The 26705-nt window shown below is 62.3% G+C and carries 23 protein-coding genes and 3 pseudogenes; 8 read left to right on the top strand and 18 right to left on the bottom strand.

Translation table 11 applies throughout. The annotated features are described in order from the left end of the window. Window positions 1-7: 7 nt before the first annotated feature. On the top strand, window positions 8-646 hold the full coding sequence (locus ACTAQJ_RS21140; RefSeq protein WP_377652913.1) for a potassium channel family protein: 639 nt from the start codon (window positions 8-10) through the stop codon (window positions 644-646). Window positions 647-659: 13 nt separating this feature from the next. Here the strand turns inward: ACTAQJ_RS21140 and proC are convergent, their stop codons facing one another. The 7 genes and pseudogenes from proC to ACTAQJ_RS21105 all read right to left on the bottom strand — a co-directional run bounded on the left by proC (window position 660) and on the right by ACTAQJ_RS21105 (window position 9498). After that, a complete protein-coding gene (proC, locus tag ACTAQJ_RS21135; RefSeq protein WP_498699153.1) occupies window positions 660-1490 on the bottom strand; it encodes a pyrroline-5-carboxylate reductase in 831 nt (276 codons plus the stop codon). A 239-nt stretch (window positions 1491-1729) separates the two neighbouring features. Then, a complete protein-coding gene (locus tag ACTAQJ_RS21130; protein ID WP_498699152.1) occupies window positions 1730-2563 on the bottom strand; it encodes a sugar phosphate isomerase/epimerase family protein in 834 nt (277 codons plus the stop codon). 1 nt (window position 2564) lies between these two features. Continuing rightward, the gene (locus ACTAQJ_RS21125) at window positions 2565-3701 is read right to left on the bottom strand and encodes a Ppx/GppA phosphatase family protein (protein ID WP_431116464.1); all 1137 of its coding nucleotides are present in this window, start codon (window positions 3699-3701) and stop codon (window positions 2565-2567) included. 89 nt (window positions 3702-3790) lie between these two features. Further along, the gene (locus ACTAQJ_RS21120; RefSeq protein WP_224165298.1) at window positions 3791-4225 is read right to left on the bottom strand and encodes an SseB family protein; all 435 of its coding nucleotides are present in this window, start codon (window positions 4223-4225) and stop codon (window positions 3791-3793) included. A gap of 75 nt (window positions 4226-4300) precedes the next feature. Continuing rightward, window positions 4301-7028: pseudogene (topA, locus tag ACTAQJ_RS21115) on the bottom strand (type I DNA topoisomerase). A gap of 113 nt (window positions 7029-7141) precedes the next feature. Then, window positions 7142-7852 (bottom strand): helix-turn-helix domain-containing protein, encoded by a 711-nt coding sequence (locus ACTAQJ_RS21110; protein WP_498699148.1) that lies wholly within the window; start codon window positions 7850-7852, stop codon window positions 7142-7144. After that, window positions 7849-9498, bottom strand: coding sequence for a DUF7059 domain-containing protein (locus tag ACTAQJ_RS21105; RefSeq protein ID WP_498699146.1), 1650 nt, complete (start codon window positions 9496-9498; stop codon window positions 7849-7851). The genes ACTAQJ_RS21110 and ACTAQJ_RS21105 overlap by 4 nt, the downstream gene beginning before the upstream one ends. 92 nt (window positions 9499-9590) lie before the next feature. Between ACTAQJ_RS21105 and ACTAQJ_RS21100 the strand changes: the two genes are divergently transcribed. Both ACTAQJ_RS21100 and ACTAQJ_RS21095 read left to right on the top strand, forming a co-directional pair. Next, window positions 9591-10034, top strand: coding sequence for a DUF6023 family protein (locus ACTAQJ_RS21100; protein ID WP_498699145.1), 444 nt, complete (start codon window positions 9591-9593; stop codon window positions 10032-10034). Window positions 10035-10085: 51 nt separating this feature from the next. Then, window positions 10086-10619, top strand: a complete 534-nt coding sequence (locus tag ACTAQJ_RS21095) for a DUF6023 family protein (protein WP_431116473.1) — start codon at window positions 10086-10088, stop codon at window positions 10617-10619. Between the two features lie 12 nt (window positions 10620-10631). Here the strand turns inward: ACTAQJ_RS21095 and trhO are convergent, their stop codons facing one another. Continuing rightward, window positions 10632-11528 carry an oxygen-dependent tRNA uridine(34) hydroxylase TrhO gene (gene trhO, locus ACTAQJ_RS21090; RefSeq protein ID WP_442003444.1) on the bottom strand — a complete coding sequence of 299 codons (897 nt, stop codon included), beginning with the start codon at window positions 11526-11528 and terminating at the stop codon, window positions 10632-10634. A gap of 171 nt (window positions 11529-11699) precedes the next feature. On the opposite strand from trhO, the gene ACTAQJ_RS21085 reads away from it, so the two are divergent. Together ACTAQJ_RS21085 and ACTAQJ_RS21080 are read left to right on the top strand one after the other, a co-directional pair. Then, the gene (locus ACTAQJ_RS21085) at window positions 11700-12395 is read left to right on the top strand and encodes a GNAT family N-acetyltransferase (RefSeq protein WP_498699142.1); all 696 of its coding nucleotides are present in this window, start codon (window positions 11700-11702) and stop codon (window positions 12393-12395) included. 95 nt (window positions 12396-12490) lie between these two features. Continuing rightward, window positions 12491-14833 carry a DEAD/DEAH box helicase gene (locus tag ACTAQJ_RS21080; protein WP_498699139.1) on the top strand — a complete coding sequence of 781 codons (2343 nt, stop codon included), beginning with the start codon at window positions 12491-12493 and terminating at the stop codon, window positions 14831-14833. Between the two features lie 42 nt (window positions 14834-14875). On the opposite strand, the gene ACTAQJ_RS21075 is transcribed toward ACTAQJ_RS21080, so the two are convergent. From ACTAQJ_RS21075 to ssd, 7 genes and pseudogenes are all read right to left on the bottom strand, one after another. Continuing rightward, window positions 14876-15238 carry an Rv3654c family TadE-like protein gene (locus tag ACTAQJ_RS21075; RefSeq protein ID WP_498699137.1) on the bottom strand — a complete coding sequence of 121 codons (363 nt, stop codon included), beginning with the start codon at window positions 15236-15238 and terminating at the stop codon, window positions 14876-14878. Continuing rightward, window positions 15235-15657, bottom strand: a complete 423-nt coding sequence (locus ACTAQJ_RS21070; RefSeq protein ID WP_498699135.1) for a TadE family type IV pilus minor pilin — start codon at window positions 15655-15657, stop codon at window positions 15235-15237. Before ACTAQJ_RS21070 ends, ACTAQJ_RS21075 begins: the two co-directional genes overlap by 4 nt. Window positions 15658-15665: 8 nt before the next feature. Further along, a pseudogene (locus ACTAQJ_RS21065) lies at window positions 15666-15824 on the bottom strand (DUF4244 domain-containing protein); the annotation flags it as partial. A gap of 705 nt (window positions 15825-16529) precedes the next feature. Beyond that, on the bottom strand, window positions 16530-17120 hold the full coding sequence (locus ACTAQJ_RS21060) for a type II secretion system F family protein (RefSeq protein ID WP_498699133.1): 591 nt from the start codon (window positions 17118-17120) through the stop codon (window positions 16530-16532). Beyond that, window positions 17117-17932, bottom strand: a complete 816-nt coding sequence (locus tag ACTAQJ_RS21055) for a type II secretion system F family protein (protein ID WP_498699131.1) — start codon at window positions 17930-17932, stop codon at window positions 17117-17119. Before ACTAQJ_RS21055 ends, ACTAQJ_RS21060 begins: the two co-directional genes overlap by 4 nt. Further along, a complete protein-coding gene (locus ACTAQJ_RS21050) occupies window positions 17929-19230 on the bottom strand; it encodes a TadA family conjugal transfer-associated ATPase (protein WP_498699129.1) in 1302 nt (433 codons plus the stop codon). The genes ACTAQJ_RS21055 and ACTAQJ_RS21050 overlap by 4 nt, the downstream gene beginning before the upstream one ends. Next, window positions 19227-20345: a septum site-determining protein Ssd gene (ssd, locus tag ACTAQJ_RS21045; protein ID WP_498699128.1), complete on the bottom strand. Its 1119-nt coding sequence runs from the start codon at window positions 20343-20345 to the stop codon at window positions 19227-19229. Before ssd ends, ACTAQJ_RS21050 begins: the two co-directional genes overlap by 4 nt. Before the next feature lie 124 nt (window positions 20346-20469). Between ssd and ACTAQJ_RS21040 the strand changes: the two are divergent. The 3 genes and pseudogenes from ACTAQJ_RS21040 to ACTAQJ_RS21030 all read left to right on the top strand — a co-directional run bounded on the left by ACTAQJ_RS21040 (window position 20470) and on the right by ACTAQJ_RS21030 (window position 23571). Beyond that, a pseudogene (locus ACTAQJ_RS21040) lies at window positions 20470-22160 on the top strand (bifunctional 3'-5' exonuclease/DNA polymerase). A gap of 43 nt (window positions 22161-22203) precedes the next feature. Further along, complete coding sequence (locus tag ACTAQJ_RS21035) at window positions 22204-23103, top strand: CHAD domain-containing protein (RefSeq protein WP_498699126.1); 900 nt, start codon at window positions 22204-22206, stop codon at window positions 23101-23103. Between the two features lie 267 nt (window positions 23104-23370). Then, on the top strand, window positions 23371-23571 hold the full coding sequence (locus tag ACTAQJ_RS21030) for a YegP family protein (RefSeq protein ID WP_223934443.1): 201 nt from the start codon (window positions 23371-23373) through the stop codon (window positions 23569-23571). Between the two features lie 21 nt (window positions 23572-23592). Here ACTAQJ_RS21030 and ACTAQJ_RS21025 read toward each other — a convergent pair whose 3' ends face one another. The 3 genes from ACTAQJ_RS21025 to ACTAQJ_RS21015 are packed head-to-tail and all read right to left on the bottom strand — an operon-like array spanning window position 23593 to window position 26499. Beyond that, window positions 23593-24270, bottom strand: a complete 678-nt coding sequence (locus ACTAQJ_RS21025) for an NUDIX hydrolase (RefSeq protein WP_477516401.1) — start codon at window positions 24268-24270, stop codon at window positions 23593-23595. Beyond that, window positions 24267-25061 (bottom strand): endonuclease III, encoded by a 795-nt coding sequence (nth, locus tag ACTAQJ_RS21020; RefSeq protein WP_477516400.1) that lies wholly within the window; start codon window positions 25059-25061, stop codon window positions 24267-24269. The genes ACTAQJ_RS21025 and nth overlap by 4 nt, the downstream gene beginning before the upstream one ends. 10 nt (window positions 25062-25071) lie before the next feature. Beyond that, window positions 25072-26499, bottom strand: a complete 1428-nt coding sequence (locus tag ACTAQJ_RS21015) for a hypothetical protein (RefSeq protein WP_498699120.1) — start codon at window positions 26497-26499, stop codon at window positions 25072-25074. Window positions 26500-26705 lie beyond the last annotated feature (206 nt).

The following is a 26705-nucleotide window of genomic DNA, read 5'->3' as shown; positions in this document are numbered from 1 at the left end:
CGCACCAGTGCTGGTCATTGGCCTTGGCCGGTTCGGGTCGGCCACAGCCGAGCAATTGGTCAAGCAAGGCCGGGAAGTCCTGGCGATTGAACGTGACCGCACCCTCGTCCAGAAATGGGCGCCCGTGCTCACCCACGTGGTGGAGGCAGACGCCACCAACATCGATGCCTTGCGCCAGCTGGGGGCCCAGGAGTTCAGCTCCGCCGTCGTGGGCGTGGGCACGTCCATCGAGTCCTCGGTGCTCATCACGGTGAACTTGGTGGACCTGGGCATCCAACACCTCTGGGTCAAGGCGATCACCCCATCCCACGGCAAGATCCTCAGCCGGATCGGCGCAAACCACGTGATCTACCCGGAAGCCGACGCAGGCGTCCGTGCCGCGCACCTGGTGTCAGGGCGCATGCTGGACTTCATCGAATTCGACGACGACTACGCGATCGTCAAGATGTATCCGCCAAAGGAAACCGTGGGCTTCACCCTGGAGGAATCCAAGGTGCGCTCCAAATACGGCGTGACGATCGTCGGCGTGAAGACTCCTGGCGAGGACTTCACGTATGCGCGGCCGGAAACCAAGGTGTCCGGACATGACATGTTGATCGTGTCCGGACACGTCGATCTCCTGGAGCGCTTCGCAGCCCGGCCCTAGGTGGGGTTTGAGGTTAGCCTAGCTGCTTGGTGATCTCCGCCGCCCGCGTAGCAGCCGCACGGGCTCCTTCGGCGATGATCCTGGGGATCCCGCCGTCGTCGAATGCTGCGATGGCCCGCTCGGTGGTGCCGTTGGGACTGGTGACGGCAACGCGAAGGGCGGTGGGGTCCGCACCTGGTTCCGCCAGCATGAAACCGGCGCCCGCCACCGTCTCGCGGGCCAGCATGACGGACAGTTCGGCGTCCAACCCCAACTCGACACCCGCAGCGGCCATGGCCTCAGCCAAATAGAACGCATAGGCGGGGCCGGATCCACTGATCGCGGACAAAGCGTCCACTTGTTCCTCGGGCACCTCCACAACCTTGCCGGCACCTGCCAGCGCTGCCTTCACCTTCTCCAGCTGTTCGGGAGTGCAGTGCGTTCCGGGCGAAACAGATACGACGCCGCGGCCCAGCTTTGCGGGTGTGTTCGGCATGGTGCGGATCACCGGCTGCCCCTCCGGAAGGGCGGCCTCAAGCTGTGCGATGGAAACCGCAGCTGCCACGCTCACAACAACGGTGTTCTTCGCGAGTGCCGGGCTGATCTCCCGTGCAAGGTCTGTAATGCCAACTGGTTTGACGCCAAGGATGACTATGCCGGAACCCTTGGTGGCAAGCTTGTTGTTGTCCGGCTCTTCCTCGCCGGCGATCGCCATGACGCCATACCGCTGCGCAAGCTCTTCGGCACGCTCGGTGCGTCGGACGGTGGCGACGACATCAGATGGGTCAGTGCCGGCGGCAAGGAGACCGGCCAGAATTGCCTCGTTCATGGATCCACAGCCAAGGAATGCGATTCGGTTGCTCATTGCACCATCATGGCAGTTTGCCCATGGAGGGGTCGAACGCTGTCCGGATTCACAGCTTGTTCCCAAGAATATTGCAGGCAGCACCCAACCTTGGTCCGTAACTTAGTAGTTACCTCATTGAGGGTGCGAGTGATGAGGCGGGCATGGGGATGTCCGCCAGCAGCACCGGTGGCCGGGGCGGGTTTTCCCCCATTTCCCGATTCGGCCGCCGGTGCTTTCGCTTTTAATTGCGTTGACTTCTAATTATCGTGTGAGCGCACCAGCGGGATGCTGAGGTGCTGCCGTGCGAAACGAAGTGTCTCCGCCAACATTTCCTCGCGCTCACCAGCCACTTTGGCCTTGCGGGTTGAAATCTCCGCCACCACAACACCACTGAAGCCGTTGGAAGCAAGATGTTGGAGGGCGTCGGCGCACTGCTGCGTCCCCGTGCCCGGCACCAGGTGCTCGTCTTTTCCGGAACCCGAACCATCCGTGAGGTGAACGTGGCGGAGTTTGCTGCCCAGCGCCTGGATTGCTTCCAAACTGTTTGCCCCCGCGGTTGCCGCATGCGAGAAGTCCCAGGTGACGTCGTCGTAATCCTGTCCCAACGGATCCCAGTGCGGCAGGTAGGCAACAGCCTCCCGTCCGCGGACGCGCCACGGGTACATGTTCTCCACTGCGATGTGCACCTGGTACATCGCCGCGATCTCCCGAACACCCGCAGCGAAGTTCTCGGCATAGTTGGACTGCCAGCGGAACGGCGGATGGACCACCACCGTGTCGCAGCCGACTTCCCTGGCCATCTGGCAGGACTTCTCGATCTTGTTCCATGCAGCTCCCCAGACTTGCTGGGTGAGCAGCAGCGTGGGCGCGTGAATAGAGACGATCTGTTGGTGGTAACGATGGCTCAGCTGGATGAGGGCGTCAGGATTCTGGCTCACGGCGTTGTTGGTAACCATGACCTCAACGCCTTCATAACCAAGGTCCTGGGCAACCGCGAAAGCGTCATGGACGCTCAGCGGATAAACCGACGCGCTGGACAGCGCCACCGGGATGTGGCGGTTATTTGCAATGGGCTCGACGTCGGTGCTCATCTCAGGAAGCCAGCCCGCCTGCCGCGGGGGCCGGAATTGGTGCAGGGGCAGGGTTGTTCACCGGCACTGTGTTCAGCGGCACCGGGAACTCCTCAAACGTGTGCTGGGGCTCGTCGTTGTCCGTCTTCTTGTCGCCTTCCTTGACTGCTTTTTTCTTGGACTTGTCCTTCTTGCGCTTTCCGACGTGCGGCGCGGGATCCACGGCATCATCGAAGACCAACTGGTCCAGGCGGCGAAGGATCAGCCCTTCCCGCAGAGCCCACGGGCAGATTTCCATCTTAGGGAATTCAAAGAGCTCCAATGCGGCCTCCGCTACCAAAGCCCCGGCCAGCAACTGGCGGGCGCGCGCATCCGAAACACCCGGGAGGTATAGGCGGTCCTCAACTTTCATCGCGGATATGCGCTGGGCCCATAAACCAAGATCCGCGGCGTGGAGTTCCCGTTTCACATAAGGACCCGCTCCGCTGGGGGCAGCACCGGCGATCCGTGCAAGGGAGCGGAACGTTTTGGAGGTACCCGCCACCAGGTTGGCCCGGCCAAGTTCGTGAAAATTGCGGACAACAGGTTTAAGCGTGGAGCGGATGTACCGCCTCAGCTCCTTGACGCTCTTCGCGCTGGGTGGATCCTCATGGAGCCAATCCCGCGTCAGCCTGCTGGCTCCCAACGGAACGGACGTGGCGAACTCCGGGAGTTCGTCCGTGCCGTAAGCCATTTCGAAGGATCCCCCGCCAATGTCCAGATCCAGAATCGGCCCGGCGCCCCAGCCATACCAACGACGAACGGCAAAGAACGTCATGGACGCTTCTTCGCTGCCAGTGAGCTCCTGGAGAGTCACCGTGGTCTCGTGTTTGACCCTGGCCAGGACCTCGGCGCCGTTGGTTGCCTCACGGATTGCCGAGGTACAAAACGCGAGCAAATCCTCGGCCTTGTGGCGTGCTGCGAATTCCCACGCTTCCAGGACGAACTCAATGAGCTCAGTCTGGCCGGCGTCGTTGATGTTGCCATCGCCGTCCAGGTATTGCACCAGGGAGAGTGGCCGTTTGTGGGAGGCAAAAGCCACTGGGCGGGCACCGGGATGGGCGTCCACGAGCAGCAGGTGGACGGTGTTTGAACCGATATCGAGAACGCCAAGACGCATTCTGCCATTATTCACTGATTCGAAGCCGGGGAAGCAACTTGACGTCCACGTTTCGCTGACAGGCAGAGGTCCTGTGCTCAGGATGCCAGCTATTCCGTTGGCTCCCCTGCTTCGTCTGCCCGTTTGAAGTCGCGACGGATGTTGGCGATCCCCTCAGGATCGATTTCGAAGCCATATTCGCTTCCCGGGTTGATGACCATACCCAGTTCGTCGCCGATGTTACCGAGGATCGCCGAGCCCATGGTGCCCAGAATGTGCGGGGCCGCTTCCAGGAAACGCTCGTCCACGCGGCTCGGGTGGCTGAACACTGCCAGAACGGGCTGTCCATCGGCGTTGGAAAGGACCAATGGCTCTACGGCAGAATCCGGTCCATCCACTGCTTCGGAACTGATGAGGTAGACCTCGTTGTTCAGGAAAGCAAGGATGACGTCTACCGGGTTGGCGTCCGGCTGTTCAGCCAAGGCGAGCTTCGCTTCGAGGTCGTTCAAGGGTCCGTTGTCCGGTGAAGCCGTCTGTTCAGTCATGGTTCTACTCGACCACGATGCCGTCCGGGACGCAATTCGCTTGCTTCCCGGACGGCACCTTGTCTTGTTGCTGCCTTACTTTTTGGCGGCGGCTTTCTTGGCCGGTGCCTTGCGCGTAGTGGTCCGCTTGACGGGGCCCTTGGCCCGCTTCTCGGCAAGAAGTTCGACGGCGCGTTCCCGGGTCAGTTCCTCAAGGGAGGTTGAGCGCGGGACCGTGATGTTCGTGACGCCATCAGTGATGTACGGACCGAAACGGCCCTCCTTCACGACGATGTTCTTCTCCGACACGGGGTCCGGGCCAAACTCGGCCAGTGGAGGCACGGCGGCACGGGCACCACGCTGCTTGGGCTGGGAGTAGATCTCCAAGGCCTGCTTCCAGGGTGATGGTGAAGATTTCTTCTTCGGATCCGATGGAGCGGGAGTCCGTGCCCTTCTTCAGGTAAGGTCCGAACCGGCCGTTCTGGACGGTGATGACATTTCCTTCAGCGTCCTCGCCAAGCACCCGGGGCAAGCTCATAAGCTGCAGGGCCTCATCCAGGGTGACGCTGTCCACGGTCATGGACTTGAACAGCGAACCTGTGCGTGGCTTGGCTTTCACCGGCTTCTTTGGGGGCTTGGGCTTGCCGTTCTTGTAGTACTCAACGGGCTGGTTTGCCAGCTGTTCCTGCGGTCATCTCGGGGATGATCTCGGTGACGTAGGCGCCGTAACGGCCATTCTTGGCAACCACGGTATGGCCGGTGTGTGGATCGCTTCCCAGGACGCGTTCTTCGGGAGCCGCGGTTTCCATGAGCTCGATTGCCTTGGCTGCTGTCAACTCATCCGAGAGCGAGTTCTTCCGGGACGTTGGCCCGTATGGACTCCACCACTTCACCGGTCTTCTCATCAACGGTGGGGATGCTGCTTTCCAGGTACGGGCCGAACTTACCCACACGCAGGGTGATGCCCTCGGCTATGGGCACGGAGTTGATCTCGCGGGCATCAATCTCGCCGAGGTTGTTCACGATGCTCAACAGCCCGGGATCAGCGTCTTCACCATAGTAGAAGTGCTTCAGCCACGCTGCGCCCACGGCCTGGCCGTTGGCGATTTTGTCCAGATCGCCTTCCATGTCGGCGGTGAACTCGTAGTCGACATAATCCGTGAAGTGCTGCTCAAGCAAGCGAATCACCGAGAAGGCGATCCAACTGGGAACCAGGGCAGAACCTTGTTTGCGGACATAACCGCGATCCTGGATGGTGGAAATCGTGGAGGCATAGGTCGACGGGACGCCCGATGCCCTTCTTTTCCAGCTCAGCCGTCAGCGAGGCTTCGGTGTAGCGCGGAGGCGGTGAGGTCTCGTGCCCCACAGCGACGATGTCCGAGGCCGTCAGGGAGTCATCCTTGGCCACGTTGGGCAGGCGGCGAGCTTCATCGGAGTCGTCATCTCCGCGGCTTTCGTCCTTGCCCTCCTCATAAGCGGCGAGGAAGCCGGGGAACGTGATAACGGTGCCCGAGGCCGAGAATTCAGCGTCGCGTCCGTCAGCTGCTACGGCACCCAGCCGGATAGTGGCTGTGGAGCCCTTGGCGTCGGCCATCTGGGATGCGACCGTGCGCTTCCAGATGAGCTCGTACAACCGGAATTCGTCTCCGCTGAGCTGCTTGGCCACCTGGGCGGGCGTGCGGAACGAGTCACCTGCGGGGCGGATGGCCTCGTGGGCCTCTTGCGCATTTGCAGCTTTGTTGGCGTATACGCGTGGGCTTTGGGGCACGTACTCGGGGCCGTAGAGCTCCGCGGCCTGGCGGCGGGCTGCTGTGACAGCTTCATCGCTCAAGGCAGAGGAGTCTGTACGCATATAAGTGATGTAGCCGTTTTCGTACAGGCGCTGGGCGACCTGCATGGTGCTCTTCGAGGAGAACCTGAGCTTACGGCCCGCTTCCTGCTGCAGCGTGGAGGTGGTGAACGGTGCGGCAGGGCGACGGGTGTACGGCTTGGTATCTACAGAGCGAACGCGGAAATCGGCGTTCTGCAGACCTGCGGCCAAGGACGTTGCGAGTTCCTCGTTGAGGTGCACCACGTTGGAGGATGTGAGCTGGCCATTGTCGTTAAAGTCACGACCACTGGCCACCTTGGAACCGTCCACCGCGGCAAGCTTTGCCTTGAAGGATCCCGAGTCGGCTCCGAACTGTCCGGTCAGGTCCCAGTAGGAAGCGGCCCGGAAAGCCATACGTTCGCGTTCGCGGTCAACCACCATGCGGGTAACCACGGACTGCACACGTCCCGCGGAGAGTCCCCTGGCAACCTTGCGCCACAGAACCGGGGAGATTTCGTAGCCGTAGAGCCGGTCCAGGATACGCCGGGTCTCCTGGGCATCAACCAGGGCGGTATCGACGTCCCGCAGGTTATCCATGGCACGGTGAATCGCCTCCTTGGTGATTTCACCGAAAGTCATGCGATACACGGGAACTTTGGGTTTCAGGACCTCAAGCAGGTGCCACGCGATGGCTTCGCCCTCGCGGTCCCCATCGGTTGCGAGATAGAGCGCGTCAGCGTCTTTCAGCTGGGCCTTGAGCTCGGCGACCTTCTTCTTCTTATCCGGCGATACGACGTAGTACGGCTTGAAGTCGTTTTCGATGTCGACGGCGAACTTACCCAGCGAGGTCTTCTTGAGTTCTGCAGGGAGGTCCGATGGCTGCGGGAGATCCCGGATATGGCCGATGGAAGCCTCGACGATGAAGCCCTCGCCAAGATACTTGGCGATGGTCTTGCTCTTGGCCGGAGACTCCACGATCACGAGTTTCTTGCCGGTTTTTGCCTTGCTGGGCACGGTGCTCCTACAGAAAAAATGTGTAATTGGGCTGGTGCCCATATTGGCCTAGTTCACCATAGATTGCAGAATCCTGCGTTCCGGCGTGGAAATCCGAGGGGCTGGCCGGACCCCTAGTGCCCAGGTGCCATGCGGTCATCCGGGATCATTGACCACAGAGTAGCAACACGCTCGGCACCTTGCGGAATCTGGGTAGGGTCTTCCAGTTCGTACTCCCGCAGGACCTCCCGGATCCGTTCAGAAAGCTCTTTGCGCTGCTGGTTGGTCAAGTACAGCAAATTGCTCGCCAGCACCACCGACGCCGGCTCTTCCGCCGCTTCGCCACGTTGCCGGCGTTCTCCCCGGGCCTTGGCAAAAGCCGAGGCCCTGCGCCGGAAGGCGTCCAGCTCAAGATCGACCACCGCGATCTCCGGGCTGGCCACGCTGCCGCCTGAAATCCTGAAGTCAGTTCCAGCAGCCTTCCACCGGCGTTCCCTTGCGTCGCCGGCATTTTCCGCCGGGGCAACGATCCCCCATTTCTGGAGCGCACGGAGGTGGTAGCTCATGGCACTGGGCGTCAGTCCGGTACGCGCCGCGAGCTCAGTAGCCGTGTGGCTTACCTGTGTTGCGTAGAGTTCGGAGATGACCTCGAGACGGGCGGCGTGCGCCAATGCACGGATAGCCTTGGGATCGGTTATCTCAACCGTTTTCTCGGCCCTCTTGCGCCGCGGGGCATCGCCTGACGCCTGGGATGTCTCGTTGTTCGCAATCACTTCATCAGTGTAAGCAGGGTCACTTACTGCGGACTTGCTACCGAGCGGGCGCGGCGGCCGTGCACTGTTCATGCGGACGCCTCCTGCGTATCCGGGAGGAGGAACCCGTCCAGGACGAGATTCCGCACTTCGGCAACAAGCCCTTCACGGAAGGATCCTGAATCGAAGTCGTCTCCGCCTCCCAGGAGTGCTTCCAAGGCTCCGACAATCTGCCGTACGGATAATTGGCCATCACAAGCAGAAACAAAGCCCGCCAGCTCCGTGCTGAGCAGGTTTGTTCGACGAAGGCCGGCCCCCTGCCGGAGGAGGATCACGCCTGGATGCACAGCCCCGGGACGCTGATGGCGCTCTTCCGTGACGTCCTCGGCCACCACAAGGTGTGCTTCCGGCAAACTACTGCCTGAAAGCCAGTCGGAGCGCTCCACGGCCGCGCCGAGATGGGGACCGATAGGTTGCTCAATGGGGTAGGTAATTTCCTCAAACCGGCTTATGCGTACTTCGTTTGAAGTTTGTGGGCGGCGTAGCCAGATCATGCCAAAGCCGATTCCTTCAACATCCCTCGATGCGAAGTCGTCGAGGTACGCGGCGTACGACTCCTGGTAGTGGCTGCGGTCCCGGTTCTCCGAGGCGTCCTGCAGCCAGGTCTCTGCGTACTGCTCCGGGTTCAGCTGCTCACGTTGAATGAACCAAACGTCCAAGCCTGAACCTTCGAGCCACGAGGAAGGCCTGTCATGCCATTGTGTCCCTTTGCGGATCTCCCAGTTGCCGAGCATCTGGGCTGAGCCACCGGGTTCAAGGATGTCTGCCAGCGTCCGTGTCAACGAGGCGACGATCTCGTCACCGGGCAGGCCGCCGTCGCGGTAGGTAAATTGATCAGCCAAGGACTCGCCAGCGCTACGCGGGGTAATGACAAAGGGCGGGTTAGAGACGACCAGGCCGAAACGTTCCCCTGCCACGGGTTCCAGGAGCGAGCCCAGGCGCAGGCTGACGCGGGCTTCCAGGTTGTTCGGATCCAGGCCCAGTTCGGCAGCGTTGAGGAGCAGATTGAAACGGGTGAAGGCGAGCGCCCTCCCGGAAATGTCCGTTGCCGTCACGTGTTCGCAGTGATGCAGCAAGTGGAACGTCTGGATGCCGCAGCCTGTCCCGAGGTCCAGCGCACGGTGCGTGTGCTCCCTAATGGTGGTTTGGACAAGGGTTGTTGACGCCCGTCCTATCCCCAGCACGTGATCGTGCCTCAGAACCCCGGCTTGTTGGTGGGCAGCGAGATCGCTGGCCACCCAAAGCTCCGCTCCCCCGCTGCCGTCAGCATTGGCCTCCCAGCCATACGGACGTAGATCCACCTTGGCCGTGGCAACGCCGGCTTCCAGGGTGATAAGTCCAAGCCGGGCGAGGCCTTGGGCGCCGATGGTGGGGAGCGCAAGGTCAACATCGGACTGGGCCTGTGGGACAGCAAGCAACCACAGCCGCACTATGACGGACAGCGCTCGGGTGGTTTCCACGCCACTCTTGGACGAGCGTTCGCTCACCAACAACGCTGGAATGATCTGGTCCCTGTTCAGTGCGGCATAGGCGGATTCCCCCAGAAGTTCCGCCACGCCGTCGACCGTGTATGAGACGGCGCGAAGGTCAGAGGCGAGCGACACCAGGAGCTCCGGGTGGTCGCTGCGCGGGGCGTCGTCAGTATTGCCATCGGTAAATATTTCGGGGGTTTGAGTCACATTGCAAGTCTATGGGGGCTGCTTCATGGCAGGCGTTCGTGGTTTGGGCTATGTGGACAAAACCTTGCTGTGGGACCCGGTAGCGTGGAAGCATGCTCAACCTCTCCTCCACAAGGCGCCGCGCAGGCCTTGTTGTCATTGCTGCGGTGACGCTACTGGCGGCCACAGCCTGCCAGGGTCCGGTCAGCGTCGAACATGCCGATGTACAGGCGTGGAAGGACAAAGTTCTTCCCACAGCCAGCACCGTGACGTTGGAGGATTCCGGCAAGATCCTGAACCGGGACCCGCTGGTCAAGGAGTCACCGAACGTTCCCGCCGGGAATTACACACTGACGATGGCTTGTGATGGAGGAGGAAAGGTGTTCTTCGCCGTCTCTTCCGGTGGAAAGCAAATTGCCGATGCGGGAGCCGCCTGCAACGGCAGCCTTGAAGTGGCGAAGATCAAAGTCCCTGCCACCGGCGCCCTCGCTATCTCCACGAGTAGCGTGGATGCACCGCTGATTTTTGCTTACCAGCTGGTGCCCGCCGCGAATTAACCCCTTCCGTCAGCACTATGGTGCGCTTCCAGGCCAGCGTAAAGTCAACGTATGGGCGGCAAGGTGGCTGGCTCGGTTGTGTCCAGACGGCTGGCAAGTGCCGCCGTCGGACTCTTGCTCGTGCTGGGTGGCGCGCTGACGGCGTGCGAGTACACCTATGACGACGGTGGGCGAGCGGATTCCAGCCCCACAGACACTACCGGCAGCAATGTCGTGCTTCCTCCCGACCCAGCCTTGGAGCAAACCGTTACAGGTGAGGCCCTGAAAGAGTGGGCCAAAGCGGCTTTGCCGGAATCGCAGGGGCAGTCGTTCTATTCGAGCAGCGGCTTCCTGAATTCCGGTGAGTCCAGAACTGAGCAGACCGTGCAGTTGCCCGGCGGGACGTACGCCGTGACGCTGGCGTGCCGCGGCACTCGCCGTGTTTCATTCGCAGTCAGCGTAGGCGAGACGGCCTTGGTTGACCTGACCTTGGGGTGTGCGAATGCCCGGGTGAGCGTGGTGCAGTTGGAAAAGGACGCCATCCTGGCCATCACTGTGGGTGCCAGATCCGACGCGAACTTCGCCTATCGGGTCAGCAGGCTCTGATTGCGTTGCGCCTCAGGCGGCTTCGCAGCCTCCGGGGCAGCGAAGGGTTTCAGGACTTGAGGCACATTCTGCACAGTAGAGAGTCAGCGTCCTGCAGCTCAGGTTGGAGCAATTCTCGAACTTGTTGGTGGGCGCGGCGCAGCGGACGCACTCTCCAATCGTCTTTGCTTCGTCGCTGAACTCCACGTGCATGCGTTTGTCGAAAACGTAGAGCGAGCCCTCCCAGAGGCCCTTGTCCTTGAAGGTTTCGCCATAGCGAACGATCCCGCCGTCGAGCTGGTAAACCTCTTTGAAACCACGGTTGACCATCAGGCTGGAGAGCACCTCGCAGCGGATGCCGCCCGTGCAGTAGGTGACAATGGGCTTGTCCTTGAGGGCGTCATACTTGCCGGATTCCAGCTCCGTGATGAAGTCATGTGTAGTGGCGACGTCCGGAACGATGGCGTCCTTGAACTTGCCGATCTGCGCCTCGAAGGCATTGCGGCCATCGAAGAACACCACCTCTTCCCCGTCCGCTTTCTTTGCGTCCACCAGGGAATGAAGTTCTTCAGGCTGGAGATGCTTGCCTCCGCCCACCACGCCCTTTTCGTCGACCTTCAGTTCCCCGGGAGCCCCGAAGGAAACTATTTCGTCGCGGACCTTAACGCTGAGGCGGGGGAAATCGGCGGCCCCGCCCTCGGACCACTTGAAGTCGATGTCGTGGAAGCCCTTGTATTCGCGCGTGGTTTTCACGTACTGCTTCATGTTGTTAAGCTCGCCGCCAACCGTGGCGTTAATACCGTCCTTGGAGATCAGGATCCGGCCCGTGAGGCCCAGTTTCTCGCAGAGGGCACGCTGCCACAGACGCACGGCGTCGGGGTCGGCGATCGGCGTAAAGCCATAGAAAAGTACGATTCGGTTTAAAGCCACTATTAAAGGGTACTGGGTGTACTAAAAACCGCTGCGCCTCGCTGACAGCCCCGCTGCAGGCTCAAAGAAAACCGGGCCCGCTCCAGGTGTCGAAGTCACAATTTCATAAGCACGGATTCTTCCGCCGACGGGACTCTGTTGCTTCCCCGGGCGCTGACATAGTCTCTCTACATGAGTCCAGACGCCTTGGTTGAAGACATCGCGCACCTCTTGGAAGTCTGGGTGGCCGGCTGGGCCGGCTGCCGGGGCTATGAGTCACGTCAAGAGGGACGCTTCCCCGCCGCGCTCCGCGCAGACAAGACAGGTGACTGGGAGTATTTTGCCCACGATCCCTCCGATGAAGAGTTCGCCAACCTGGCCGCGAAGACTGCGGAAGCCGAAGCACGGATTCTGACCGTGCTGACCAACGACGTCCAACGCTATAAGTACCTGGCCGAGCAGCATCGGCTGAATGTCACTTCCGCCTCACAGACGATGATGATCGTGGACATGGAGACCCAGGATTCCGAGGACCCATGGCTGCCTGATGATGACCTCGAACTCGCTACCTCCGAAACCAACGGCGTCCATCATGCGGTGGTCCACTCGGGCGAGAACGTGGCCGCCAGCGGCCGGGTATTCGTGGTCAACGGCACCGCGGTTTTCGACAAGATCGTTACTGAGCCTCAATTCCAGCGCCGGGGCCTCGGTAGTTTCATCATGAAGGCCCTCGCCGCCCAAGCGTTCGAGCACGACGTCCAGAACGGGCTTCTCCTGGCATCCTTGGACGGCCAAAAGCTCTACTCCCACCTTGGATGGGACGTGGTGTGCCACGTTCTGATGATGTCCGTCAGCAGCAACCAAGGTTCCGACCTCTCCGTAGCGTGAGAACGCTTGTTTAGCGGCCCTCGTCGACGGCGGTCCCTTCGGGTGCCGCTGTGGGCGTCGCCGTCGACGCAGCCGCAGAGTGACAGAATGATTTGGTGGCTGCACCGAATTCGCTGATCTCTCTGCTGGGCCGGACCCCGGACCCGGAGCAGCTGCGCCATGTCCACACCATCCCTGCCCGCAAGGCCGTGAACGAACCGTGGCCTGAATGGGTGCACCCGGACATCGTCCAGGCCTACGGCTCCCTTGGCATCCACGAACCGTACCGACACCAGGTCCAGGCCGCCAACCTCGCCCAGACAGGCCAGCATGTGGTGATCGCAACGGGCACCGCTTCAGGGAAATCGCTCGCCTACCAATTACCCGCACTGGACGCGATCCACCGCTCGGAGCTGAGGGTACTGTCCGAGCCCGGAAAGATCCACGACGACGGTGCCGTGACACTTTATTTGTCCCCCACAAAGGCGCTGGCGGCGGACCAATTGGCGGCCATCCGTTCGCTGAAGCTCCCTACCGTCCGTGCAGAAACCTACGACGGCGACACCGACGTCGCGTCGCGCCGTTGGATCCGCGATCATGCCAATTTCATCCTGGCAAACCCGGACATGCTGCACTTTGGCATCCTGCCCAACCACACGTGGTGGGCACGGTTCTTCCGCAGGCTGCGCTACGTGATCGTGGATGAGGCTCATAGTTACCGGGGTGTTTTCGGCTCGCACGTAGCCAACCTCATGAGGCGCCTTCGCCGGATCTGCGCCTACTACGGCGCCGGGAGCTCCTTCCCTGAACCCGTATTCATCGCCGCTTCTGCCACTGCTTCCGAGCCCGCCGTCTCCTTCGGACGGCTCATCGGTGCTCCGGTCAGGGAAGTTTCCGAAGACTGTTCTCCACATGGCTCTACAACCGTGGCGTTCTGGGAGCCTGCCTTGACAGACGTCAAGGGCGAAAACGGAGCAAAGCAACGGCGGACTGCCGTGGCCGAAACAGCCGATATCCTGGCGAACCTTGTTTCCTCCCGGGTACGGACCATTGCCTTTATCAGGTCCCGCCGCGGTGCTGAATCGATTTCATCCATCACCAAGCGACTGCTGGACGAGGTGGATCCCAGCTTGCCCAGCCGCGTGGCGGCCTACCGTTCCGGGTACCTTCCCGAAGAGCGGCGTGCCTTGGAGAAAGCGTTGCGGTCCGGACAGCTGCTGGGGGTTTCCAGTACTTCTGCGTTGGAACTCGGCATCGATATCTCCGGGCTTGACGCGGTATTGGTTGCCGGCTGGCCCGGGACCAGGGCCTCGCTTTTCCAGCAGATTGGACGCGCAGGAAGGGCTGGCCAGGACGCCATAGCGGCGTTCGTGGCAAGCGACGACCCCTTGGATACATACCTTGTGAACCATCCGGAAGCCATCTTCGATGTGTCGGTCGAAGCCACAGTATTTGATCCAGGAAACCCGTACGTCCTGGGACCTCACTTGTGCGCGGCAGCAGCGGAGTTGCCAGTGGGCCCGGCTGAACTGGAACTCTTCGGGCCCACAGCGGAAAGCCTCCTTGACCGGCTGGTCCTGCAGGGGTATCTCCGCAAACGCCCGGCCGGCTGGTTCTGGACCCATCCAGAGAGCGCAGCCGGGATGGTGAATTTGCGGGCCGACGGTGGAGGACCTGTGAGCATCGTCGACGCCGGGACCGGTTCCCTTCTGGGGACAATGGACTCGCCGCAGACCCACTATCAGGCCCATACCGGAGCGATCTACGTCCACCAGGGGGACAGCTACCTGGTGGAGGAACTCAACGAGGCCGATCACTGCGTCATGGTGAGGCGCGTGAACCCCGACTTTTACACCACGGCCCGGGATGTAACGCAGATCGAAGTCCTGGAAACCTTGCGCTCGGTCCAGTGGGGCGACATCACTGCGCATTTTGGGGACGTAAAGGTCACGACCCAAGTGGTTTCCTTCCAGCGCAAGGCATTGATATCGAACGAGATCCTGGGCGAGGAGCCGCTCGATCTCGGGGCCAGGGATCTGTTTACCAAGGCGGTGTGGTTCGTTGTGGACAACAGGTCGCTGCATGGCGCCGGTCTGGTGGAAGCGCAGTTCCCCGGTGCTTTGCATGCGGCGGAACACGCGGCGATCGGCCTCCTTCCCCTGGTGGCGTCCAGTGACCGTTGGGACATTGGCGGTGTATCCACCGCCCTGCATGCTGACACTGGGGTACCAACGATCTTCGTCTACGACGGGCACCCCGGCGGCGCCGGATTTGCCGAGCGCGGCTTTGAAAAGGCCAAGGTCTGGCTTACAGCCACCCGGGAGGCCATCAAGGCGTGCGAATGCGAAGCCGGCTGCCCCTCCTGTGTGCAGTCGCCAAAATGCGGCAACAAGAACAACCCACTGGACAAGGCAGCCGCCATCACACTTCTGGATGTCCTCTTGAAAGACGCCGTCTAGGCCCGGGCAGTCCCAACCAACCCCGCGGCCAGGCCCCCTTGGCTAAGGAGGCGGCCCAGCCCGCGCCCTGCCTGTAGCCGTGCCGAAGAGGAACGGCTGTTCCAGCTCGGTGTCGACCTGCACGACTTCGCCACGGACGACGTCGCAGGCAGTCACTGTGGCACCCTGCTGTCCTGCCACGCCGGCCGCCACGGCACAGGGCTCCCCCGAGGCTATTCCACGCGCTGCATCAGCCGCCGCGAGAGCTGCCAGGTCTGCTGCCGACGCAGCCCGCGACGCCATGACCTCCGCTTGGGCAAGAAGCAGCAGCCCGGCAAGCAATGCCAGGACTGCAAACCCCAGTGTTAACGCCAGAACTGTGCCGGATCCTTGCTCAGGGTGTGACGCTGCAGGAGGACCCTTCATGGTGCACCGCCGGGAGTTTCACCGCGGGCCGTGGCCGAAGCTGTAAGAGTCCAAGGGATCAGTGAGCCCAACGAACCTCCTACCGCTGCGGAGGCTGTCACGGTCATCCAATCGCCGTCGCTTGCCACCCCCGCGGTGGCCCCCTCGCCCGCCAAACGCCTGACGATGCCCTGCACCTCGCCAGTGTTCTCGCCCCGCGCAAGGCCTCGAGCACCGGCCCGGGCGGCCTCCTCCAAACGTAGCTGAGTTATCCCCGCTGCACCGGCCGTCAGCAAGAAGGCGAGCAGCAAAATCACCGCTGGCAGGGCGACTGCGAACTCAGCCGTTACGGCACCACGTTGCTTCTGCCTTGCGGGCATTTTGATGGGGAGAGGCAGCGGCTTGATGAGGAGAGGTACCGGCTTGATTGGGAGAGGCACGAGCGAGGTCATGGCAAGGACAACGCCGTGCGAACCAGATTGAGCAAGAATCCTCGAACTTCCTCGCTCCGCAGGATAACCACCAGCAAACCCGCGAGCCCCACGGCCGCGAGCGTTGCTATGGCGTATTCCGCTGTTGCCATGCCGCCTTCGGAGCCCATGAGCGGGGTTCGCCTAAGGGTCGTCTGCCTGGGAGGGGTCCGCCTGAGGGTGGCTTGGCTGAGGGTGGCTTGGCTGAGGGTGGCTTGGCTGAGGGTGGTTTGGGTAAAAGTGCTCTGCGTGGGAGTGGTCTGCTTTGAGCTGGTCTGCTGGCGGATATCGCTGTGTGCACGCCTGCGCAAGTAATTGGACCACTTGCGGGTCCAAGCTGTCCCGGCCCGGTGGTTGTCCAACTGCTGGATTGTGGCCAGGGCGTGCGGTTCTATTGGGTTGAACGGCTCGATCGCCAGCTGCTCCTTCCCATGCTCTTCAATCCCGAACTGCACACCCACGCGGTTGCCACTCTTGTGTTGTTGGGCCTCGTCCTGGCCGCTGCCATGCCCGACGGATGCAAGACCGGCAGTACTTGCTGCGAGCGCACGCGAACCGTTTCGTCGGTCAGCGCGACGGCCGAGGAAGGTGCTGGAGGGAGTTTCCATAGTGTGTGTTCCTTTCAGAAAAGCCGGCAGATCTGCCGGGGGTGAAATCGACTCTTCCCTGACTCCGGCCGACCCTGAAGCCCCTGGTTCATCCAAGTGGATAAACCGCCGCGGGGACTGGTTGTGGAGGAAAAGAGTGGTCTGTGTGGAGGAAGGGTCGGCTGTCGTGGAGGAAGAGTCGGCTGCCATGCATGTGCTGGTGCCCTGTACTTATGCAGCCGGAAGCATGGCGGCTTATCCGGCCGGAAGCATGGCGATGAGGACGGGCACGATTCCCAGGCAAATGAAGGCCGGCAAGGAACAAAGGCCCAGGGGAACCACAAGCTTCACTCCCAGGGCGGCAGCTCGCTTCTCGGCGGCACGGAATTGCTCGCGGCGCTCCCTGGCCGCTTGGGCATAAAGAATGGAAGCCGAGGGCGCACCGGTCAATGCGGCGAAAGCCAGAGCATCCTTCAGGCGCGCTACCTCGGGCTGATGGCGGGTAGGGTTTCGCCAGGCAGCGTCCCAGTCGGCCCCCATGGCCAGCGCAGCCACGACAGGGCGGAGATCCTGGCTGATTTTCGGTGCGGCGCTGCGGGAAATCAGTTCCAGTGCCCGCCCGATTCCAGCACCTGCATCCAACATGGAAGCTACGAGTTCCAGCATCATCGCCGTGTCCCGAAGCCCGTCCCCGGCAGCGGCGGCATCTGGTCGAAGGCTGGGGTCATCCTTGGAGTTACGGTCCTGGGCCCAACTTGCCTGCAGCCGGGCCCGAAGCCCTGCTGGCCTGGCGAATCCCACAAACGCTGCCAGAGCCAGTACCGCCACGAGCGCGAACAACATCATGTGGCCCCCACCGCCGAAGCGACGAGTCGGGAGGACCACACACGCCCTGCCACGGTCAGCAGAAGGCCAATGATCAGAGTGGCCACTCCGAGGATATTACCCAGCAGGATTCCCAACGGGTCCACCCCGAGGGCCATCCCCAGCACCAAGCCAAGGACCGGGAGCCAGGACAGCAGCCTCACAGTGGCTTTGGGTCCAGCGAGGGCAGTTTGACGTGCTGCTTCAGAATCCTCCTCAGCTTCGAGTTGTGCTGCGAACCGGGTGAGGAGCTCTGCGAGTGGACAGCCGCTGGTTTCGGCTACATCCAGGCATGCAGCCAATTCCATCCAGATGCGGCGTTCTGTGCTTCCCCGGCCCGGATATACCTTCGCGGAGGTGTTGCGAATAGCTTCTGCTGGGGAATTTCCAATGGTTGAGGCTGCCCGCGCTGAGGCCAGCACCCTGACTGATTCCACTGAGATTCCTGGAGCCGGTTGGTGGGCTGTGGTCCCCGGATTGGCCTCCAGCCCCGGTCCGGGGCTGTGGACGAGCCATAACTCTTCCCAAAGCTGCGATTGTCCGCGTCCTCCTCGCAGGAGTGCAGCGAGCTGCTGCACCAACACCACGAGGGATAAGGGTTCTATCTTTGCCCGCCACAGCCGGCGCCACGGCCTTTTGCCCGCTCCCGGTGTTGCGTGCTCTTTCCGAACACCGGTCCCACTCAGGGATGAGGGCTTGGTGAGTCTTGCCCGCATTCGCAGACTGCCGGCTTGGGGCGGCTTGAGCTGGAGCCATGCCGCCAGCACCAAGGCTAGAACCAGGGTGGGGATCACGAGTCCAAGCCCATCACTGTGCGTACATCCGAGCCTACGGATAGGCCCTGCAAATGTCCGCCCGCCTCCCCGGATAATCCAGGAGAAAGCCGTAAATTCAGCTCCGCCCACGCTGGTCCATGCACCAGTCCTTCGGGGCTACATCGCAGTGCGGTCACCACTCGTTGGCCATCCAAGGAGTCAGTCAGGACGCCGATCGAGCCTACTTTCCGCCCCAAAGGCGTCCGTTCAACATGAATCACAACGTCCAATGCACTTGAGACCTGCAACCGCACGGCCTCGGCGTTCAACCCTGCGAGCGCGCCGAGGGCTGTCAGCCGTGCCGGAACTGCTTCCGCCGTGTTGGCGTGGATCGTTCCTCCACCGCCTGTATGACCGGTATTGAGCGCGGTGAGCAACTCGCGGACTTCGGCACCGCGGCACTCCCCCACAATGAGCCGGTCCGGACGCATACGCAGGGCTTGACGGACCAACTCGCCAAGATCCAGCGCTCCACCTCCCTCAAGGTTTCCATGGCGGGATTCAAGCGTGACGACATGCGGGTGGATCGGGTTGAGTTCAGCGGCATCTTCGATCAATACCAAACGTTCGGACGGGTGGCACAGCCCGAGCATGGTGGACAGGAGCGTTGTCTTCCCGGATCCGGTGGCACCGCTGATCAGGAAGCTCAGGCGCCGCTCCACAATCGCGCGGAGAAGAACGTCGATGTGCTGATCGAACATGCCACCTTCGCGCAATTCAGCCATTGTGAAGGTTTCTTCGCGTCGAATTCGAATCGATAGCAGAGTCCCCGCAGTTGATATCGGCGCCAGAACTGCGTGCACGCGATAGCCGCCTTTGAGCCTGACATCTACGCAGGGAGAGCCATCGTCCAACCGGCGACCACCTGCAGAGACCAGCCTTGCGGCCAGCGCCCTGACTTGCTGTTCAGAATCGAAATGCACGGGGGACCGTTCCAGGCCCCGTCCCCGGTCGAGCCAGACGGACTCGGGGCCATTGACAAAAATGTCTGTGACCGAGGGATCGTGCGCAAGCTGCTGCAGGGGCCCCAGACCATTCAGTTCCGCATTGATGGATTCCGCCGCTTCCAGTGCTCCCGCGGTACCCAACAGTTTGCCGGTGGCCTGCACGGCGGCCGCAACAGTGGAGGGTGTTACTGGCCCGTTTCCCGAGAGGACCGACTCCCGGACGGTTTCAAGAAGGACGGCGTCCAACCGACGGCTCTGACTCCGGCGCCCTGCGGTGAATGGTGTTCCCGTCCGAGGCCAGCCTTGCGCGCTTCTGTCCTGACGGCTCATTCAATCGTGCCGTTCAATTCCAGCACGCCCCGGGCGAACCGATTCACGGACTTGCGACGGCCCAGCTCAAGGAGCCGACCGAGTTCTGTCCCTGCGGCCGCTCCTCGAATCTCCGGAAGAATCCCCAAGAGCGGCAGTCCCAACGACTCGGCAATGAGTTGCGCATCAACGGCCGAAGGGCCACCACGCCGGACCACCAATCCCGTATCCAGGGGTGGCAGCTCGTTGAGGATGCGTGCCGCGGCGACAGCCGGTTTCAGGTGGGCTGTGGTCATCAACAGGATCTTCTCGCAGTCCCAGGCAAAGGTTCGCAGGCATTCCTCACTGCGCCCGATGTCCACCACAACGAGTTCGAAACTTCGTCGCGCGGCATCCATGACAGCGGCCACAGAACCGGTATCCGGTGTTGTGAACGCTTCACGTGTACCCGGCCATGACAGGAACGCGAAGCCACCGGCCACTGGCAGGGAGTCCCTGAATTGGACGGGATCAATGCTTCCCCGCGTTTCGGCGAAGTCCGGCCAGCGCAAGCCAGCCAGCTCTTGAACAGTAATTGCCAGTTCCAGGCCCCCACCCCGGGGATCTCCGTCCATCAGCATGGTGCTGATGCCGTCACCCGCCGCTGCCTGGGCAAGCCAAATTGCTGTGGTGGAGGCTCCAGCCCCGCCGCAACCTCCCACGATCCCGATAACGAACCCGCCCGGTTCCGGCGAACCGGACACACTCAAGTACTCGGCCAACCAGTTTGCGGCCTCGGGAAGGACAGCTACGCGCTCTGCGCCCAGGGCAGCAGCCAGCCGCCACAACCCATCGCCCTCAGCAGACCTGCCCAGTAAGACAGCGGGCGCCTGCCTTCGAGGCGGCAGCTCGCGGATGTCGCTGCCCACCAGGACAACGTCGGCGCCATCCCAGCCATGCATTGCCGCTCCTACGTCGGCGGCCAACTCGAGGCTGCCACCCGCGGCAGCGACGATTCTTCGCGCCTCTTCCTGAAGGTAGGCGTCGCCGGTGACGAGGAGGATATCGGCAGCTTCCCCCGGCATCCAGGAATCGTCCGCAGCCTGCCCCACGAGTTCGTTTCTGGACCGTCTGTGCCCAAGATGTCGCTTGCTCATGAAGCCACTTTCCCGGCATCGAGGCCTGGAACATAAGCTCTCAAACGCCCCATGTGGACAACCCGGCCCAGACAAGGGGTGTGGAGGAACAGTTGATGTACTCCCACAGGGCAGAATGGAAACCATGTATTTGCTGCTCGCCGCCCATCCGGACGGCGCAGCCATACAAAGAGTCTCTCCGGCGGGGAAGGCCACCACCGACCCTCTCGTCGTCGCGCGAGGTGAGTTACCCGGCGTCGTCCGTGAACTGGAAAGCCAGCGGCCCCGCTGGGTGTGGCATCGCGCGCAGGACTGCTACCCGGAACTCCTGAGGAACGGCGTGAAACTGGAGCGCTGCCACGACCTCGCTCTCTGCGGAGCTATCTTGGCGCACTCCTCTTTCACGGCGCACACAGACTACGCAAAGAACGCTGAAAAGCTCACGCAGGACGACGATTCAACGCCGCCCCGCGCACTGCAGCCACCACCCCCGCCCGCCGATCAGGGCGCACTCTTCGAGGACTTCACCCCGACGTCCAAAAGTCCGGGGCTGGCTGAACTGCGGGATGAGTTTGCTGCGCAACAGCACGCGATCGCCCAGGTCCCTGCAGACGACCAACGGAAGCAACGCTTGCAATTGCTGCTCGCGGCCGAGTCCGCCTGTGCAATCGTTGCGGTGGAAATGCAACACGCCGGAGTTCCCTGGCGGGAAGAGGTACACGAACAGATCCTTGCCGACGTACTCGGGCCCCGTCCGCCACTTGGCCACAGGCCCCGGGCACTTGAGATGCTGTGCAACGAGCTGCGGGAGATCCTCACATCACCAAGCCTGAACCCGGACTCCCCCAGGACCTTATGCGGGCCCTTCATCGGAACGGAATCGAAGTCAAAAGCACCCGGCAATGGGAGCTCCAGGAGTCCAAACACCCTGCGATCCAGCCCCTGCTTGCGTACAAGAAGCTCTCCCGCCTGCACACCGCGAATGGTTGGGCATGGCTGGATGCCTGGGTCCAGGATGGCCGGTTCCACCCCGAGTATGTGGTGGGAGGCGTGGTGTCCGGAAGGTGGGCCTCCCGCGGCGGAGGTGCTTTGCAGATTCCCCGGAATATCCGTGCTGCGGTTCGCGCAGACCCTGGCCACAAGCTCATCGTCGCCGATGCCTCCCAACTGGAACCTCGCGTCCTTGTAGCGCTCGCCCAGGACACAAAGATGGCCGAGGCCGCGCGGGACAAGGACCTTTACGCCGGTATAGCAGCCCAAGGCTTCGGCGGGGATCGGTCCAAGGCGAAGGTTGCGCTGCTCGGCGCCATTTACGGCGCCACCACCGGTGAATCGGGCAGGCTCATGCCGCAGTTGGCCCGGACATATCCGCGAGCGGTGGGCTTTGTTGAGCAAGCAGCGAGGGAAGGCGAGGCAGGCCGGACCGTCACCACCCGTTTGGGACGAAGCAGCCCACCGCCGTCCCACGGCTGGCTGCGAAGCCAACAGTCCACCACCGCCGAGGAGCAGCGGCGAGCCGACAACCTGGCGCGCTCCCGTGGCCGCTTCACGCGAAACTTCGTGGTTCAGGGTTCGGCCGCGGAATGGGCCTCCTGCTGGTTGGCGGAATTACGACGGCGGCTGCGCGCCTTGGATGCCGAAGGCTCACCCTCAGGGGAACTCGTCTTCTTCCTCCACGACGAAGTAATGGTCCATGCCCGGGATGAAGCCATAGACGCCTGCATCCAGGCGATCGAGGAGTCCGCAAACGCAGCGAAAGAGCTTATGTTCGGCCGGATTCCGGTCGAATTCCCGGTGAGTGTCGCCGTCGTCGATTCTTACGACAAAGCGAAGTAGGCACCTGCTTGTCCCCCGGGAGCGTCCGGGGGAAACTGGCCACGTGGGTTCGGACGTGCGTGATTCCGTGGATTCGTACATCGCTTTCCAACTTGCAGAGCTGGAGGGCTGCTTGCCGCTGGTTGGCGCGGCCGAGCAGGACGCCGTCCACGGCGCCCGGCTGGCGCTTCGGCGGCTTCGTTCTGTCCTTTCATGCTACAAATCCGTTCTCCCTGACATCCCGGAGGCTACGGGCCGAGATGTCCGGTGGCTGGCGCGCTCCCTCGGCGAAGCCCGCGACGCATACGTTCTGTCCCAGCGTTTGACGCTATGGCTGGACGCATCAGAGGCCTGGTTGTCGCCGGAAGCACTCCATGAAGCCGTGAACCAGCTCCTGGCCAGCAGTAATGCAATGGCTACCCGGGTCGGGACCGGAAGGCGATGGCAGGGAATCGTCAGGGCAACCCGTCAAGCCCTCCTTCCTGCAACTGCCCACATGGCGGCACAGGAAATTGACCACCATCCCAGCCTCCTGGAGGTGGCAGAACTCCTGCAGCCGCGTTGGGAGACGGTGCAGAAAAGCTTGGAAGCTGCGCAACGAAGCCTGGAAACGGATAGCCCGCATGCTGATGAAGCGGAACGCAACGAAGTGCTCCATGGCGCGCGAAAGGACATCAAAGTATTGCGGTACTCCGTGGAGGCTGTGGCCCATGTCCTGGGTGCAGGCGCCACGGCGATCATCCAAACATCGATGATCCTGCAGCGTCTCCTCGGGGAACAACACGACAGCGTGGTTGGCCAGGCATGGATAAAAAGCCTTGCAGAAATGCCTGGTGCAGAGCCCGTGGACGTCGAGGCCCTTCAAAGCATGGAACAGCGTCGGCTCGCCGAGACCGAGGCCAGCCTTCGGGCAGCGTTGCTCAGCTCCCCTATCCCTGAGCCTCGCCGGATGCTGCTGGCTTGATCATTCATCCCGTTCGCCGTCGGGCTAGCGCGACGGAGTAGCCAGCAGGACGGATCAGCCGGCACGACGGAGTAGCCGGCGCCCCAGATTAGCTGCCACCCTCAGAACAAGCCAGTCACATCTCGCAGTGTGATGGTGCATGACAACTCCATGACCGGTACCCCAAAGTAACTTTCTTTCCTGCCTCCTTCTGGATACGTTCTCTAAGTGGGACCGGCACACCGGCCCACGACTGTTGCAAGGAAGCATCAAGGGGGACAGCACAAAATGGCTGGCAGGTTCGAAATTCTCAAAGACAGCGACGGCTCGTACCGGTTTCGCCTTACAGCGGCGGACGGAACGGTCGTAGCGGAGTCACCAACGTTCAAACATCTCAAGGGCGTGGTGGACGGCATTAATGCAGTGCGTGAAAACGCCGCAACAGGGCTGATCGTGGACCGCTCGACGGCGAACCGACGTGCCGCCTGAACGGCGCCCGCGGCGGAGCTGCTAGAGCTCGATCTCGTACAGCTTGTCCTGGTCCCAAGGGACCGTCCATCCGAGTTCGTCGAACAAACCGCTGAGTACCATCCCGGTAAAGCCCCAGACCACCACGCCGTTGACCCTAAAACCCGGACTCCTGAAAGTCCGGCCGAAGCGGGAAATAGTGGCGGTCACCCGGTTGACGGGATCCAGGAGATCCCGAACCGGTACCCGGAACACCTGGGCGGACTCAGCGTAATCGACGACGCGAACGGGTGATGGCGAGTCCCACCAGGCAAGTACGGGTGTCACCCGGAAATTACTGCGGATCAGCCCGAGCTCGGGGATGACGCCCAACACCTTCACGCCACTGACGTCCAGCCCGGTCTCTTCCACTGCCTCACGCAAGGCGGCGGACACCACGGAGTCATCCTCCGGATCCACGCTCCCGCCTGGAAATGCTACCTGGCCGGGATGGTCGTCCAGGGTGTGAGCCCGTTCAAGCAGGAGGACATCGAGGTCCGCCGGCGCAAAGGGGCGTCCGGATTCGGCCGGGACATCGTCCAGCACACCAAAGAGCATGAGCACGGCGGCGGCGCGATTGGTTTCCGGCGTGACGGGCAACTGCGCCCAGTGCGAAGAATGCTGCTGCTCGCCCGCCTCAAAACGGGCCACTAACTTGGCAAGGTCCTCAAACGCGGTCACCCGGGCCTCCTCTGTGATTCCATCCGGATCTCCGCCGCCCTGTGCGTCTCGGCCAGCAACTTCTCCAACAGTGCCTCGTTGCCGGGCGCGAGCTCGTACTTCAACAACTTTGCAGCCTTGACCGGGTCCGTCTCGCCGTCGCCATAGCTGGGACAGAGGCTGGCAACCGGGCACGCTCCACAGGCGGGTTTCTTAGCGTGGCATATCCTGCGGCCGTGGAAGACCACGCGATGCGAAAGCATGGTCCAGTCGCGTGGTTCAAAGAGCTCAGCGACGTCGAATTCGATCTTCACGGGATCATCGGATACCGTCCACCCGAAACGGCGTGCCAGTCTCCCGAAGTGCGTATCAACAGTAATTCCGGGGATACCAAAAGCGTTCCCGAGGACCACGTTGGCTGTTTTCCGCCCGACGCCCGGAAGCGTCACGAGATCCTCGAGGCGCCCTGGGACCTCGCCGTCGTACTCGTCCACCAAGCGGGTGCTAAGAGCCAGGACGTTCCTGGCCTTTGCCCTGAAGAAACCAGTGGGCTGCAGGATCGATTCCAGCTCAGCAGGGTCCGCTTCCGCCAAGGCACGGGCGTCCGGGTAGCGTGCAAACAGGATCTTGGTGACCTGGTTGACCAGTACATCGGTGGTCTGGGCTGAGAGGACCGTGGCCACCACAAGCTCAAACGGGTTCCGGAAATCCAGCTCGGCGTGAGCATAAGGGTATTTGTCAGCGAGGATCCTGTTGATCTTGCGTGCCCGACGTTTCAAGGCGAGCAGGGAACCAGCTTCAGCGATGGTCACAGCGTCCTGCTCAGCCGCGTTCGATATTGCTGAGCTCCCGCAGGACCCCAACTTTGCCATCGGTGTCCTGAACCAGGAATTCGTCGCCACGGTCCTCGAGCGCCAGAACCCAACCGCCCGGCTCAATGGTGAAAGCCGGAGCACCTGTCCGCTCGTCATAGGCAGTTCGGGGCTGGGCTACGGCAAACCAGAAGGCTTCATAAGCGGGAGAATCATCAGACCGGCTGGACGGATCCACAGTTGCACCAATGGAGTCGCTCACGGAACGGGTATCGGCGGACACGATGGGCGTGGCCATGGTGGCGGCCCATCCGCGCTCATCGGCGGGCTGCTGGGCTGCGGGCTGTGCGGCTGGTTGCTGGGCTGCGGGCTGTGCGGCGGCGGGCTGTTGGGCGGCCGGCTGCTGGGCATGCTGGGTAGTAGCCGGTGCCTGCGTCGGCGACTGCGGTTCTCCCGGGTTGTCAAAGACAACGTCAGGCTCGGCCGGTGAAGGCTCTGCTGGCGAAGGCTCTGCCGGCGAAGCCTGAGCGGGCGATCCGGACGCAGCCGAGGCCGCGGTGGTTGGAGCCGCAGCGGCGGGCGAGGGGGCCGCGGAGGGGGCGGCAGCTTGAGATTCCGCAGGAGGCGTGGAATCAGCCGAATGCACGACGGCGGGCCCAGCAGTTGGGGCCGGAGCAACGGGGCCGGACGTGGCTGGCGGAGCGTAGGGGCTCGCGCCGGCTGGCGGAGCATATGGATGGGCACCGGCCGAACCTGCACTCTGTGCCTGATACCCCGTTGCTTGGAAGCCCGGCGTCGAGGGTCCGCTGGCTGGCTTCGGCGTTTTGGGTTCCTTGGGAGGCTTCGGGGCAGCAGGTTTACGGGTGGGAACCGCGGCCTGGCGGGCAACAATGTGGGCCGGCGTTTCAGCGCGGCCCTTGAAATCGGCCGACAGGAAGGGCAGATGCGGGGCCAGAACGGTGGCCGCCAGCAAGCCCAAGGAACCCACCAGGCCCAACAGGACACTGCCGTTGAAGGAATCGGCGATCGTCAGGAAGAACAGCGGTACCGCAAATGCAGCGGTCACGGAAGCGAACTGGTCAATCGACAGCGAGCCGACGCGGACAATGGTCCCGGGCTGCAGCCGGCGGGCGACGAAAAGCGCCACAACCACCACCGGCAGGATGATTCCCAAGAGAAGGAAGAAAAGGTTGTCCACGTTCCAAAGGTTGTAAAGGCCACGGAACATGGGCAGCAGCGACGCGATGAACATCAGGAGTACAGAACCGAAAACCGTGAGGTCACGAATGGTGAAAGGGCCGGCAACTGCCTCGTATTTGGTGGGTTCGCCTGAGGCCGACTTCGCAGCTGTGGCGGTACCGGCGTCGTTCGCCTTTCCAGCCGCGGTGTCCGGTCCCGTCGGGTGTGAGTCGTGCGGGCCTGGGCTCAGCTGGTTCATCTGTTTCTCCTTCGTACGGCGGCGTCTTGGACAGTCCGGACCGGTATTTTCCGCAGGTTTCCGCGGAAAACCGGACACACCTGACGATGCGTCCCAAGACTTATTCAGCCTATGCCACCCCACTGACACTCTTCTAGCTGAAATCGGCTACGCTGCTCCGTCCACAGGAAACTCCAAGGTTCCTTACAGTCAAGCACTGCCAACTG

Source organism: Arthrobacter sp. alpha11c (assembly GCF_054149985.1).
This window is presented reverse-complemented; position numbering and strand designations above follow the sequence as displayed.